Source organism: Rhodococcus sp. Eu-32 (assembly GCF_003336925.1).
GTDB lineage: Bacteria > Actinomycetota > Actinomycetes > Mycobacteriales > Mycobacteriaceae > Rhodococcoides > Rhodococcoides kyotonensis_B.
Genome location: NZ_QGNK01000009.1, coordinates 12,753 through 26,866 on the forward strand (window position 1 = coordinate 12,753; position 14,114 = coordinate 26,866).

Annotated in this window: 14 protein-coding genes; 1 reads left to right on the forward strand and 13 read right to left on the reverse strand. The window is 63.6% G+C overall.

All coding sequences use genetic code 11. The features are described 5' to 3' along the window. Window positions 1-21: 21 nt before the first annotated feature. The 4 genes from aztD to aztB form a co-directional block, all read right to left on the reverse strand. Window positions 22-1,248 (reverse strand): zinc metallochaperone AztD, encoded by a 1,227-nt coding sequence (gene aztD, locus DK926_RS12680; protein ID WP_114330694.1) that lies wholly within the window; start codon window positions 1,246-1,248, stop codon window positions 22-24. Between the two features lie 139 nt (window positions 1,249-1,387). Beyond that, window positions 1,388-2,287 (reverse strand): zinc ABC transporter substrate-binding protein AztC, encoded by a 900-nt coding sequence (gene aztC / locus DK926_RS12685; protein ID WP_114330695.1) that lies wholly within the window; start codon window positions 2,285-2,287, stop codon window positions 1,388-1,390. Further along, window positions 2,284-3,498, reverse strand: a complete 1,215-nt coding sequence (locus DK926_RS12690; RefSeq protein WP_243636778.1) for a hypothetical protein — start codon at window positions 3,496-3,498, stop codon at window positions 2,284-2,286. Before DK926_RS12690 ends, aztC begins: the two co-directional genes overlap by 4 nt. 220 nt (window positions 3,499-3,718) lie before the next feature. Then, on the reverse strand, window positions 3,719-4,636 hold the full coding sequence (gene aztB / locus DK926_RS12695) for a zinc ABC transporter permease AztB (RefSeq protein ID WP_243636779.1): 918 nt from the start codon (window positions 4,634-4,636) through the stop codon (window positions 3,719-3,721). Between the two features lie 29 nt (window positions 4,637-4,665). Between aztB and aztA the strand changes: the two genes are divergently transcribed. Then, the gene (aztA, locus tag DK926_RS12700) at window positions 4,666-5,355 is read left to right on the forward strand and encodes a zinc ABC transporter ATP-binding protein AztA (RefSeq protein ID WP_243636780.1); all 690 of its coding nucleotides are present in this window, start codon (window positions 4,666-4,668) and stop codon (window positions 5,353-5,355) included. Here aztA and DK926_RS12705 read toward each other — a convergent pair. Genes DK926_RS12705 through DK926_RS12745 form a run of 9 tightly spaced genes read right to left on the reverse strand, consistent with a single transcriptional unit; the run spans window position 5,264 to window position 14,090 of the window. Further along, window positions 5,264-6,388, reverse strand: a complete 1,125-nt coding sequence (locus DK926_RS12705; RefSeq protein ID WP_114330697.1) for a glycerol dehydrogenase — start codon at window positions 6,386-6,388, stop codon at window positions 5,264-5,266. The genes aztA and DK926_RS12705 overlap by 92 nt on opposite strands. Next, window positions 6,385-7,374, reverse strand: coding sequence for a transketolase C-terminal domain-containing protein (locus DK926_RS12710; RefSeq protein ID WP_114330698.1), 990 nt, complete (start codon window positions 7,372-7,374; stop codon window positions 6,385-6,387). Before DK926_RS12710 ends, DK926_RS12705 begins: the two co-directional genes overlap by 4 nt. Continuing rightward, window positions 7,367-8,200 carry a transketolase gene (locus DK926_RS12715; RefSeq protein ID WP_114330699.1) on the reverse strand — a complete coding sequence of 278 codons (834 nt, stop codon included), beginning with the start codon at window positions 8,198-8,200 and terminating at the stop codon, window positions 7,367-7,369. The genes DK926_RS12710 and DK926_RS12715 overlap by 8 nt, the downstream gene beginning before the upstream one ends. A gap of 1 nt (window position 8,201) precedes the next feature. Next, the gene (locus DK926_RS12720; RefSeq protein ID WP_114330700.1) at window positions 8,202-8,987 is read right to left on the reverse strand and encodes an SDR family NAD(P)-dependent oxidoreductase; all 786 of its coding nucleotides are present in this window, start codon (window positions 8,985-8,987) and stop codon (window positions 8,202-8,204) included. Next, the gene (locus DK926_RS12725; protein ID WP_114330701.1) at window positions 8,984-10,399 is read right to left on the reverse strand and encodes an MFS transporter; all 1,416 of its coding nucleotides are present in this window, start codon (window positions 10,397-10,399) and stop codon (window positions 8,984-8,986) included. Before DK926_RS12725 ends, DK926_RS12720 begins: the two co-directional genes overlap by 4 nt. A 41-nt stretch (window positions 10,400-10,440) precedes the next feature. Continuing rightward, window positions 10,441-11,106, reverse strand: coding sequence for an HAD hydrolase-like protein (locus DK926_RS12730; protein ID WP_114330702.1), 666 nt, complete (start codon window positions 11,104-11,106; stop codon window positions 10,441-10,443). Then, window positions 11,106-12,023: a phosphotriesterase gene (locus DK926_RS12735; RefSeq protein WP_114330703.1), complete on the reverse strand. Its 918-nt coding sequence runs from the start codon at window positions 12,021-12,023 to the stop codon at window positions 11,106-11,108. The genes DK926_RS12730 and DK926_RS12735 overlap by 1 nt, the downstream gene beginning before the upstream one ends. Next, window positions 12,020-13,585, reverse strand: a complete 1,566-nt coding sequence (locus DK926_RS12740; protein WP_243636781.1) for an FGGY-family carbohydrate kinase — start codon at window positions 13,583-13,585, stop codon at window positions 12,020-12,022. The genes DK926_RS12735 and DK926_RS12740 overlap by 4 nt, the downstream gene beginning before the upstream one ends. Beyond that, the gene (locus tag DK926_RS12745) at window positions 13,578-14,090 is read right to left on the reverse strand and encodes a hypothetical protein (protein WP_125833400.1); all 513 of its coding nucleotides are present in this window, start codon (window positions 14,088-14,090) and stop codon (window positions 13,578-13,580) included. Before DK926_RS12745 ends, DK926_RS12740 begins: the two co-directional genes overlap by 8 nt. Window positions 14,091-14,114 lie beyond the last annotated feature (24 nt).

Sequence of the window (14,114 nt, forward strand, 5' to 3'; positions counted from 1 at the left end):
ACGCACGGGCGCGTCAGCGCACTACCCGGTGACGCCGGTCAGCTCGTTGGGTGTGTGATCGAGCTGTCCGGTCACGGCGACGGTGCCGGCGGCGAGGTCGACGGCGTGAATCTCGTTCGTCGCGGGCTCGGAGACGTACGCGGTGCCGTCCTGGACGAACAGCGCCGGACGCGGCTCCTGCCACTTGATCGGCTCTTCCCAGGCATCGACGACGGGGATGGTCTTCGTAACCGCCTTGGTGTTGACGTCGATGACGTGCAGCGCGCCGTCGGTTCCGAGAACGATCGCCTCCCCCGCCGGTCCACGTCCGAGCGAGCGGAAGGTGTAGCTGGTGCCGAGGTCGACGAGGGTGAGTTCGCCGGAGGCGGTGTCGGTGAGCGAAACGCGGGTCGGGCGCTCGAGTTCGGCGTCGGGGTCGACCTTGTAGTCACCGAGCAGGACCGGCGAGTCTTCGTCGCCCGCCTGGTTTCCGATGCGTCCGTAGGCGTCGGGGCTCTGGACCTTCGTGATTACGCCGTCGCGGTAGATCAGCAGACCGTCCTCGCAGCCGACGACGACCGTCTCGTTCGCCGCGACTGCCTCACCGTGGACACCGGGGCACTCTTCGTTGCGGACGATTTCCTTGCGGTCGGCGTCGAGCACGACGATCCCGGTGCGCTCGTCCTCGTTGCCGATCGTCGTCAGCAGCGAGCCGTCCGAAAGCTCTACGGCGACACCGTGATGCGCCTCGGGCGTCGTGTAGCGCTCCGAGTCCGGCTTGGAACCTTCGAGCAGCGCCGCAGACTCGAAGACGTCCACGTTGCCGGTGCCGTCGTCGAACAGCACGGTCTTGCCGTCGTGACGGACGACGTGACCCGGCGTGGTGGCGTCGAACTTCAAGTCGGTGAGCGCTGGAGTCGACGTGTAGTACTCCGAGCCCTCGGTCCATGTTCCCGCGTCGAGCGCGGTGAAAGCGCCTGAGCCACTGACGAACACGTGTCGTCCGTCGCCTGCGGGGTTGAGCCGGGTGAAGCCGTCGATGCCGGAGATGTCCTCGACGGTCTCGAGCGTCTTCGCGTCGAGGATCAGGACGCCGCCGTCGTAGCTGGTGGCGATGCGAGGCGTTGCCGCCGAGTTCGATTGCGCTGCGGCAGTGGTTGTTTCAGCGGAGGCATCGGAAGTCGATTCCGACGAGCACGCGGCCAACAGGGCCGCCGAGGTACCCAGCGCCACAGCTGCGCCGAGTGTACGAGATGAGCGAATTGTCATGGCATCAGAAGTACAGGGCTTCGTAAACGCATGTCAAAGGGTGTAGTGCGTACAAATGCATGTGTTGCAACGGAATTGGCGCTGCACGCCCCGTGCGCGTGAATGTACAGCGGGCTGTACATTCACGCGCACGAGCACGTCAGCGAACCAACCCCTCCGCAATCGCCGCGGAATTGAAATCCATCATCTCCAGATAGGTAGGCGCTTCGGAATTCTCGTCACCGAGGGATTCCGTGAACAGCTTCACGACGCCGATCTCGATCCCCGCTTCCGACGCCATCACCTGCGCCAATCTGTCGGGCTGCGACGAATCGACGAAGATGGTCCGCACACCGGCGTCCCGTACCGTCCCCGCCAGCTCCGACAGGTCCGACGCACTCGGCGACGCCAATGTCGTGCCGCTCGGAATGACCGCACCGATCACCTCGAATCCGTACCGATCCGCGAGATACCCGAACACATGATGATTGGTCACCAACTTTCGACTGTCCGGCGCAATGGCGTCGAACCTCTCGGCCATCAAGGCGTCGAGTTCGACGAGCTTCGCATCGTAATCCGCCGCTGCCGCATCGACATTCACGCCGTCGACGTTGGCGTTCACTGCGTCACGAATCAACGTCACGACGCTGCGCATGCGCTCGGGGTCGGTCCAGATGTGCGGATCCTCGGCACCGGTCGACTGGCCCGTCACGTACTGGATGGGATCCGCAGCTGGTCCCGCCTCGACGACCTCGATGCCTTCCGAGCGCGCCGCATCGATGGTCTTCGCGACGCCTTCCTCCAGGCCGAGTCCGTTCACGATCATCAAGTCCGCAGATTCGACGCGTGCCGCCTCGGCGGCGGAGATCTCGAACGAGTGCGGATCCGAGTTCGGCGGCATCAGCACCATGACGTCGGCCTGGTCCCCGACGATATTCGACGTGATATCGCCCAGAATGTTCGTGGTCACCACGATCGTCGGTTTGCCCGACGCCCCGGCATCGGAACAGCCCGCGAGAACAGCCAGCAGCGGAAGTGCCAGCAGCATCAGCTTTTTCATGCGCCGACGACTCCGATCGAACCGGGCGAGTACTCGAAGTCGAACGTGCGCGCGACGCGCCCACCGTCACGGTAGTCGATCTCGACGACGGCGTTCGCAGCCGGATCCGACACGTACGCACGGGTTCCGGCGACGACGATCGCCGGCGAGTCGTCCTCGCCGACGGGCCCCGCCAGCACCGGCGTCGACGACAGTTCCGCCCCGGTCACCGCATCGAACGTCCGGAAAGTGCCGTCGGTCTGCAGCGACAGCACCGTCTTGCCATCGCTCGACATCCCCGACGCCACAGCCTCGTCCGCGGTCCGGGCCTCGACCCACTGGCCCGAGCGGGTGTCGAGGACGAGGACGCCCGTCGCCGTGGGTGCGGCGACGAGCGCGCCACGCGACCCATGTTCCACGGACCAGGCACGCTCGGCGTTCGGCGGGTACGGGAACTTGGTCGTCGCGAAGTCGGCCGTCGCGTCGACCTTCAGAATGCCGTCGTCACATGCGACGACGAAGTAGTTCGAGAACACCGCCTCGCCGTGCATCTCGGGGCAGGTCCCCTCGAGCGCTCTCACGAGTTCGCCGGAGCCGTCGCGCAATTCGAGGCCGTTCGGCAACTCCTCCTCGGTTCCGCCCGTCGACACGACGAAGTGGTCCGACAGCGGGACAGCGATGCCGTGATGCGGCGCGCTTTCGATGGTCGTCGCAACTGCGGACTCACCCTTGCTCAACGAGTCGAAGTCGACGACATCCGCCGTGCCCGAGCCGTCGAAGAACACCGACACCTTCCGATCACCGGCGATGACGTGGGCAGGTTCGTCCCCGTCCAGGGTGCCGATCTCGACGGGATCCTTGATGTACGAGTGCGAGTGGTCGCCATGTTCGATGGTCCACGATCCCGGATCGAGCACCGACGCCTTCTTCTCGTCCGTCGCGACGACGTAGCGTCCGTTGATCGTCGTGATGCGCGACGCGTCCTCGACGTCGAACGAATGCAGCGATTCCTCCGTCGCGAGGTCGAGCACATCGATGCGACCGGAGTCGGCGTCGGCTACCACGAGTCGCGGCTCGGCACCCTCGACCTCGGTCGACCCAGCTTCCGCAGCCAAGTCGCTACCGGCTCGCGCGGTTCCGGTCTCCTCGGCAACCGGTTCGGTCGGCTCTTCACTACTGCACCCAGCAACCGTCAGCGCCACGACGCCGACAGCCAGAACAATTTTCCGCACAGAATCTCCAGACAGATATGACAACGATTGTCATTACGGTAAACCATGTGGGTGTCCCGGTTCGACCGAGGGCGACCTTCGCTCACTCAGAGTGACCGAATGCGTCATTCGCTCAGCTCGGCCGGCGGTCCGGTTCGGACCGAGGGCGCCCCTCAGTCACTCTGAGTGACCGAATGCGTCCCTCGCTCAGCTCGCGCCCACGTACTAGCGAAGGCGCCCCTCAGTCACTCAGAGTGACCGTCTGTGACATTCGGTCACCACCCGGCATTCGGTCACCACCCAGCGCCCGCGCACCACCCGAGCCCCGCGCACCACCCGACCCCCGCGCACCACCTACCGCCCGCACCCCCGCGACCAGGAAGAACTGCAGCACTGCCAACCCTGCGATCGTGGCGCCCGCGGCGGTGTTGGCGTGCCACGACACGAGGAGCCCCACGACTACAGCCGACCATCCGAACAACGTGGCCAGGATCATCGACGGCACGATCGACCGCCCGAACAAGTACGCAGTCGCCGACGGTGCCACCAACAGCCCGAAGACCAGCAACGTCCCAACGATCCGGAACGACGCAACCACTGCCAGCACCACCAACGCCAGCAGCACCACATGCGCCAACCGCGGTCGGAATCCGAACGTCTGGGCCTTCCGCTCGTCGAACACCAGCGCCACGAACGGCCGGTAGGCGACGACCGACACCACCAGCGCAACCAGGGCCGCAACCGCGAGAAACACCAGGTCCGCGTATGTCGCCGACAGGACATCACCGAACAGGAACGACGTCAGGTCCACCGCAAAGGATCTTGCCCTCGACACGATCACGACCCCGAGCGCGAGCATGCCGACGAATAGCAAGCCGATGCCCGTGTCCTCCGACAGCCGCGAGTGTCGCGACACCCACGCCACTCCTCCGATCATGACGACGGCACTCACTGCCGCGCCGATCAGCAGGTTCGCACTCATCAGGTACGCGATCGCGACGCCCGGCAGCATGCCGTGCGATACCGCGTCGCTGAGAAAAGCCATGCCGCGCAACACGACCCAGGTTCCCACCAACGCACACAAGATCGATACGAGCATGCCTGCCCACAGGGCGCGCTGCACGAACGAGACAGCGAAGGGGTCGAGTAGCCAATCCACATCCAGCACCATATGCGACAATGGTTGTCATGAACGAATCGGTGACCGTACGCAACCTCTCCGTCCGGTACGGCAACACCACCGCGCTGCACGACGTCACCGCATCGTTCGGGCCCGGCACCGTCACCGCACTCGTCGGGCACAACGGATCTGGCAAATCGACGCTGCTGCAATCACTTGCGGGGATCGTCACGCCCTCACACGGCACCGTCGACACTCACCGATGTTCCGTCGCCTACGTCCCCCAACGCTCCGACGTGAACGACCGCATGGCCATCACCGTCGGCGAGGTGGTTGCCATGGGCACCTGGCCGCGACGCGGCATCCTCGGACGGGCCACGAAGCAAGATCGACAAGCAGTCGACGACGCCATCGCGCGCCTGAAGTTGACCGAACTCCGGTCACGCCGATTGTCGACGCTCTCCGGTGGCCAACGTCAGCGAGCGCTCCTCGCGCAGGCACTCGTCGAACGAGGTGATCTCGTCCTGCTCGACGAACCCACCACCGGTCTCGACGCCGAGGCCCGCGAAATCATCAACGGCGTCGTCGACGACGAGGCGGCCAGGGGCGCCGTCGTCGTCATGGCAACGCATGACCTCGACGACGCCCAACGGGCGCACACCACCATCACGCTCGGGCGCGGGGAGGTTCTTTCGGTGCACGCTCCAGAGCACGAGCCTCGACGGTCTCGATCGCTGCAACGAGTGTCTCGACAGTGACCTCGGCGGTCGTGTTCCGGATGTGGGGAGCGGACATGGCGGCGACTGCGAGTTCGCGAATCTCGTCGGGCGCTGCGTCGTGCATCCCCATGTCGGCCAACGACGTCGGTAGCTGCACTGCCGACAACAAGTCCGTCACTTCACCGACCAAGTCGTCGTGGTGACGCTCCAGCGCGAGCTGTACGAGTAGTCCGTAGGCGACGTGATACCCGTGCAGCGCCGACCGAGTTCCCCTGCCTGCCATGAGTCCCCTGGTCATGCAGTGCGCTATGGACAGTCCCCCGTTTTCGTATCCGATCCCGGACAGCAGCACGACCGCCTCGACCACCGATTCGACAGCAGGGGTGAGTTCGTCGTTCTCGACTGCTTTCACGGCGTCGACCGCATGTGTCGCGAGCATGTCGTAGCAGCCGGCCGTGACGATGCTCCCGATGTCCAGCGGCCGGGTTCCCTGCATCGTGTTTCCGGTCCCGACTCTGCACGCGTCGGCCTCGAACTTCTTCGCCACTGCGTCGCCGATGCCGGAAATCAGGAACTGGACAGGAGCACGTGCGATCAGCGCGGTATCGACCACCACGCAACTCGGGTTGAACTCCAGGTTGCCGACTTCGCACAGCACATGACTCTCGTTGTAGATCGCCAAGATCCGCGCGGTCGGTCCGTCGTTGGAAGCGATGGTCGGGCAGGTAACCATTTCCGCGCCCAGATCGATGGCTATGCCCTTGGCAAGATCCAGCGCCTTGCCCCCACCGATCCCCACGACCACGTCACGCCCCCGATCTCTCACCAGGGCGGCATGTTCGGCGATGTTCGGCCGCGTCACATCACCGGAACACGTCAACACCTCGTAGTCCGTGCCACTTTCCTCGAACGACCCCGTCACGACCGAACCGAGCGTCGCAAGCACGAATTCATCGACGACGACCAATGGACGACGCCCGTGCTCGGCGACGAAACTCGCCAAGTCACGAATGACATCCGGTCCCTGAATGTACCGACGGGGCGCGCCGAACTGGCGGTAGTCGACTGTCATGCGAACGCCCAGTTACCCGTCACCACGGCGTCGGTGATCGCATCCTGGTCGAGACCGAAGACCTTCTCGTTGTAGGCCTGAGACCCGCAGGGATGAAATCGGTCGTGCAGACCGATACGCGTGACGGGAACAGCAATACCGCGATCATGCACCACTTCGATCACCGCAGTCCCCAATCCGCCTGCGCGCAATCCGTTCTCGACCACCACCACGCGTCCGACCGACGAGGCGATGTCGACGATCGCCTGCTCGTCCAACGGCTTGATCGTCGGAACGTGTAGAACCGCGGCCGACACACCGAGATCTCGGGCGGTATCCGACGCCTTCATCGCTCGTTCCGTCATGAACCCGGTGCTGATGACTGCGACGTCCGTTCCTTCGCGAACCCGCCGCGCCTTGCCGACGACGAACTCGAAATCGGACTCGTCGAACACCACGGGCACCTTGCCGCGCAGATTTCGGATGTAGAAGGTGCCAGGAGTTGCTGCCGCCGCACGCACTGCGTGTCGCAATTCGACGGCGTCGCACGGGTCGATCACCGTGAGGTCAGGAACGCTGCGCATCACGACCAGGTCCTCCAGCGACTGGTGCGTCGCGCCGTACGGGTTCACCAATCCTGGTGATCCCGCGACGATTTTGACGTTCGCCTTGCTGTGGGCGCACGCGATCGCGATGAAGTCCAGCGCACGTCTCGACAGGAACGCCGCGTAGGTGGCACAGAACGCTGTCTTTCCTACCTTCGCCAGTCCGGCAGCCATCATGACTGCACTCTGTTCGGCGACACCGGCATTGAAATAACGCTCGGGGTACGCCTTCATGAACGGGACGATGTCGGAGTACTTCGACATGTCGGCGCTGAGTCCGACGATCGACGGATTCGTCTTCGCCAGTTCGACGAGCTCGTTACCGAACGGCGCTGTCTCGTAAGGCCCTTGAACCTCGGCGATTTCACCCATGCCTCCGGCACGGTTCAGCAGATCAGGCATGGTTGTTCTCCAACTCTTCGATGAGCGACGCCCATTCACCCGGTTCGACGCGTACGAAGTGCGCGCGTTCTCTGGCGACCAATGTCGGCACGCCGCGCCCGGGGGTGGTGCGCGCGATAATCACTTTCGGACGGTCGGTGACGCTGTCGAGTCGATCGAAGGCCGTGCACAATGCATCGACATCGTTGCCGTCGACTTCCTCGACCGCCCAACCGAACGACGCCCACTTGTCCGCGACCGGTTCCATGTCGAGCACCATCGGACCGTCCGCCTGTATGCCGTTGCAGTCGACCACCGCGGTGAGGTTCGCGCACCGAAAGCTCGCAGCCGACATCGCGGCCTCCCACGTCGACCCCTCTTGCAGCTCCCCGTCGGACAGTTCGACGATCACCTTCGAATCCCGGCCGTCGAGCCTGAGCCCCAGGGCCATCCCGACGCCTTGGCCGAGACCATGCCCCAACGAACCACCGGTGATCTCGACACCCGGTGTTTCGTCGAATGTGCTCATCGGCAGGTCACTGCCGTTGAGCCCGTAGGTCGCGATGTCGTCGTCGTCGAGAATTCCGATTTCCGCCAAGACTGCGTAGAGCGCGACGGAGTAGTGCCCGGTCGACAGCACGAAACGGTCGCGGTCCACCCATTCGGGATCGGCCGCGTCGAACCGCAACTGCCGGAAGTAGACGACCGCAAGCACATCTGCGATTCCCAACCCCTGGGCGATGTATCCCTCGCCCTTGTCCGCCGCCATATGCATCATTCGACGCCTCAGCGCAAAACTTCTGTCGCGCAACTGCTCCGGCGCAACAGCCGTCGTGAGAACTGTCATGTCACGCAACCTCGTCCTTGTAGCTGTTGTCACTGTGGAATGTTCCGTCGATGGTGATGCCACCATCCACTTCGAGTACGACACCGGTCACGAACGACGCATCGGCGGACACCAGGAAGGAAATTGCCGACGCCACCTCCTCGGGCCGTCCGAAGCGCATCAACGGCGTTCGCATCAGGATCCGGTCGCGGTCGAGCGTGCCGCTTGCAATGCCCGACTGCATCATGCCGGTGTCCATGTATCCGGGAGCGACGGCGTTGACACGAATGCCCCGTCTCCCCCACTCCGCAGCCAAGGTCCGTGTCATTCCGACCACCCCGGTCTTCGCAGTGCTGTACGCCAACCGATGCGGTAATCCGAACGTCGACCCCACCGACGCCAGGTTGACGATCGCAGGCGCCGAGGATTCGAGCAGTCTCGGGAATGCCGCCCTGCTGCACCGCATGGCACCACCGAGGTGAACGGACAGCTCGCGTTCCCAGCGATCGGACTCGGTGTCCTCTGCGTTGGATCTCGAGATGATGCCCGCATTGTTGACCAGTACATCCAGCCCGCCGCCGACCGAATCGACCACGGCGAAACAGTCTCGCACCGAGGAATCGTCGGTTACGTCGATAGCTACCGCTGTGGCGGTAATTCCCTCGGCCGTGAGCTTCTCTACGGACTCGTTGGCGCGGTCTCGAACGATATCGGCGACGATCACGTGAAAACCGTCTTCTCCCAGCCTTTTCGCGGTCGAGAATCCGAGTCCCTGCGCACCTCCCGTGATCAGTGCGGTGCGCATCATCGAGCCTGCCCTTCGAGCGGCTTGCCGATCTGGGCCTCTGCTTCGAGTGCGACGGCGTCACCCTCGTCGAACGGCTCCCACATGATGGCTCGGCAGATGACGACACCGATCAGTGGGACGATCGCGAAGATCGTGATGGTCGTGGACAATCCGTACGCGTCGACCATGTTCGGGAACGCGTAGAGACCGACGATTCCGCCGAGACTCTGTGAAACGGTGGCGATTTGGCCACCGCGACCACGAAGATCACTCGGATAGGCCATGGCCGCCATGGTCAATCCCGATACACCCGGTCCGGCAGAGTGGAAGAAGATGAACATCGCCGGCACCAGGAACATCAACGCGGTGGGCAGAGAATCGAAGAAGACGCCGAGCACCAGGATCATGGCCGCGACTGCCAGGAAGCCGTACATTGCTGCGCCGTGCGCGCCGAGCTTACGTGCCACCCAGATGGATGCGATGCCGCCGATGATGCCGAAGATGTTGAACACCAACGATCCGAAGATCGCTTCTCCGAATCCGCCCCCGAAGAGCGTCAACGCGATGACCGGCAAGTAGTAGGCAACGGCGTAGTACTGCAACGCCTGCATCGCGGTGACGCCGTTGGCCAGAATCGTCCGTCGACGGTAGGTCTTGCTGAACAGATCGGACCACTTGCCGGTGTCCGTGCGCTGTTCGTCCGCCGCGAGAACTCCCGATGACGGAAACACCGGTTGAATTTCGTAGACCTGGTTCAGGGATTTCTCGAGTCGACCGAGGTCGTTCTTCTCCGCGAGCCAGCGTGGACTCTCGGGCATGAAGAAGATCTGGCCGACGGTGACGATGATCGCGAACACTGCCGCGGCTGCGAGTGACCAGCGCCAGATGTTCAGACCCAGGTCGAAGTTGTAGAGCCCGAGTACGACCAGCAATGCGAAGGAACTGGAGATGTACCACTGGGCCTGCCAGAAGTTCAGGAGATGGCGTCGCAGCTTCGGGAGGAACTCGGCCAGGTACGCCATCGCCACGCCGAGATCGATGCCGTACGCGGCGCCGGCCAGGCATCGGCCGAGGACGAGTATCAGGAAGTCCGGCGCTGTGGCCATGATGGCGAGCGCTATGACGGCAACGATCTTGGCCACCACCATCAACTTGACGCGACCGAAACGGTCCGCAAGAAAGCCGCAGGTCAATGCGGCGATGAGAGTAGCGATGTACCCGTAGGAGCTGACCAGGCCCACTTCGTTCGCACTGAGACCGAGCTGTTCGGTCATCGGGCTCGTACCGGCGCTGAGGACCGCGAGATAGAAGGCCTCGAACGCGATGCCGCCCAATCCGAGGAGCAGCAGCAGTTTGTGGCGACGTGTTCGGATGTCTTCGAGGTCGATCAGATCGTTGATGTCCCGAACCGAATTGATCGTCAGAGATCGCATATCGGATTCCGTTCTGTCACAACCTCATCGGTTGTGTCCGATTAGTGGAGAGGAAGGGAGGAGGTGAGAATACCCAGAGCGTCGAGAGGTGTTTCGAGCGAGAGGTCGGGCGCGTGCGGAGACAGAAGCTCCGCGCCGTAGTATCCGTAGTTCGCGCCAGCAGTGCGCACGCCGGCGGCTCTTCCGGCGAGAATGTCCTGCGGGCCGTCACCGACGTACCAGGATCCGGCGATATCGATGTGCGATCGTTCGATACCGATTCGGATCGGCGTGGGATCAGGCTTACGCTGGACCGAATCATCCGCTGTGACAATGCAACTGAGCAAAGCCGGGTCGATGCCCACCCATTCGAGATCGAGGAGCAAGCGCTTCCGCGACTTGTTGGTCACTATACCGAATTTCGTTCCGCTGGAGGCCAATTCGGAGATCAGGTCGAAAGTTCCATCATAAGGCCGCACGTGCTTGTACGCGCCGCCGACGTAGTGACGTCCGTACGCGTCGACCAGCTCCGCAGCGTCGCCGTCCGACCACGTTGCGAACACTTCGATGGGCCGTGGTGCCATGAGAACGTGGACGTCCTCGAGCTCGGGGGGTAGAGGTACGCCCAGTTCGTCCTCGAAGGTTCGGCGGTACGCCGCGAGAATTGCACCGCCGGAGTCGACCAACGTGCCGTCGAAGTCGAACAGAATTCCGCTGTCGTTCGACATCAGCTGGCCCGGACCGGCTCGAACGCGAAGAACTGCGCCGGGTTGACGACGAACAATTGATGAATCAGCTTGTCGTTCATGCGCGCCTGGACTCGGCGGGTCAATCCCGCGAAACCCGGTGTGCCCCCGTAGCTCGGTTGATAGCTGGGGCGCCCGAGGTCGCCGGACACCATGACCTTCGTGAATCCGTCGTCGAAAAGCCGTTCCACGAACGAAATTCGGATGTCGTCGGACGGGTATTTCGGTTTGGTCCAGTGATCGAAGCCGATCCAGACCCCCGTCGACGCCAGTTCGCGCACGTAGTCGTAATCGAGGTTGCGGTCGACGTGCCCGATCAGGACGCGATCAGGATCGACACCGTGTTCTTCGAAACCAGCGACCTGGACGGTGCCGAGCTTGCCTGCCTGGCAATGCGTCGAAATCGGGGCTCCCGTCGCGAGATGAGCTCGCGAGACCGCCCTCTGGACCTTTTTCTCGTCGTCGCGAATGTGGTCCGTTCGGCACGTTCCGTACTTGATGACGCCGGCGCGAAGATCGGTGCCGTCGACGCCGACGGTGACGTCGTCGATGAACCGCTGCGCCACATCGTCGACACTGTCGGCCTCGACCGAATCAGGATAGTAGATGCCCTTCTGGTAACCCGACGCCGACACCACGTGTACGTCGCTGCGGGATGCCGCGGCGAGCAGCTTGGCCGCGTTCCGACCGTAGTCGGCAGTGGTCATCTCGATCAGCGCGCCGCCACCGACCGCCTCGAAGTCCGCGAGCTCGGACACGGCGTTGTCCACGTTGTCCAACACCATGTCCGAGTCCTCGTTCGTCGCCCACGCAGGGGGTTTCGTGAACAAGTGTTCGTGACACAGCGTGACGCCGAGTTCTGCGGGATCGATATCTCCCAGAACGGTTCTGACGATCATTGGTTCTCCTTGTGGGAATGCGAGAAAGCGAACTGCCGAGCCCATGCAGGTGCCAGCGGCTGCAGCAGTGCGCGGTAGGTGGCGAACATGTCGTCGTACGTGCTCGCCGTAGTCGGATCGGGGTCGTAGACAGCCCCGTCGCGGACAAGTGTTGTCGTGGCGTGGGTCAAGTCGCGATAGTGGTCGACGGCGACGCCTGCGAGCATCGCGGCGCCGAGAGCGCCGGATTCGGCGACGTCGGGGACGACCATCTGCTTCTGCATGACGTCGGCGATGACTTGGCACCAGGCCGCACTGCGGGCGCCGCCGCCGGTCAGACGAATCTCCGTGATGTCCGTGGGCATCGCTTCGTAGCAGTCGCGAATGGCCAGTGCCGTGCCTTCGAGCACCGCTCGGATCAGCTGGTCGCTGGAGGTCTCGGGACCGAATCCCACGAAACTCCCCCGCGCCTGGACGTTCACGAACGGTGCCGTCGCACCTGCCGTGTTGAGGTACGGGTGAAAAATCACGCCGCCGTTGCCCGGGTGCGTTGCGACTGCCGCCTGCTCGACGACGGACCCGAATGTTGTTGTTCCGTTCCGTATGTCGGAGAAGAGGTCACCGCAGAAGGTCTGCACGACCCAGTCGAGGCACAGAGTCCCACCGCCGGAGTTGGTGATCTGTCGCTGCCACCGGCCATCCGGCATGAGAAAGCTGAACCCGATTCCGGGAGGGTCGAACAGCGGCTCCGCGCTGGACGTGCCGTTCATCAGACTGGTGCCGAGTGTCGTCGTCGCCTGTCCGTCGCCCTGTGCGCCGATTCCGATCATGTTCGCGGTCGCGTCCCCACATCCCGCGGCGACGGCCGTTCCGACCGGGAGGCCCGTCAGCGCAGCGGCTTCGGCCGTTACTCGACCCAGCACGGCGGCACTGGGCCGAACGGGCGCGACGAAGCGCACGGCCTCGGGAATACCGAATGCGTCGAAGATGATGTCCGACGTCGTGCGGCCCGCGAGATCACAGGGCCAGAAGGACAGGTCGGATTCCTCGGTGGAGATCACCCCGGTGAGACGGTAGTTGATGTAGTCCTTCGCCATGAACACGGTGGAGATGCGTGCGTAGCGTTCCGGGTCGTGCTCCTTCAACCACGCAAGCAGCGGGTACGGCATGCCGGGGATCATCGCGTTGCCGCCCAGGGCGTAGAGCACGCCCTCGGCGTCGCGGCCGATGACATCGTCGAGCACGTCCGTTGCGCGCGCATCCGGCCAACAGATGGCGTTACCGACCGCAGTACCCTCGTCGTCCAACGCCCACAATCCACCCATGTGCCCGGTGACACCGACACCGAGATACTGCGTGTCCCGAGGTAGCCGTCCCACGACGTCTGCGATCGTTGCCGCCGTTGTCTGCCATGTCTTTTCACAATCTTCTTCGTGACGGTCACTCCCCGCTCGAACAGACGGTGTCGGACACCCGGATTCGGCGAGTAGTTCACCGGAGAACGCGTCGACCGCGATCGTCTTGATCGAACTGGTCCCCTTGTCGACTCCGATGAGCACCGTGGGTGCGGACAGCTCACCCACGACACACCACCTGAGCAACATCGTCGAGAGCGGGACGCATGGAATCCACGAAGGGCCGTCTGTCCCCGGATTCGAGAAATCGAACGACGGACCCGGCAGTCACGTGCTCGCAGTGCACCATGAACGTCGCGATCCCCAAGCGCGTCACCTCGGCGATCACGGCGTGGCAGCACGCTTCCCATACCGCGCCCAGTACCTCGTCGATCGTCGTCTTGTACGACGCCCCGACGAGAATGCCGAGAGCAGTCGCGTCCGGAACCCGGTAGGACAGCGGGGACGTTCCACGAAGATGGTCCGCGACCAGGCTGCGAATCCTTGCATCGTCGTAGTTCGACGGCGCGAACCGCCGCACGACGGAATCGAACTCTGCGAGACCGGTGCCCACGATGGACTCGACGATCGATCCATCTCTGACACAGTCGAACTGGGCAGCCTCGCCGACAGTGATGTGCCATCCGTCGACCCGTTCGATCATGGAATGCGGTACCTGCGAAACGGCTGTCATGTTGCTCCTCGGTGAGCGTCGCCC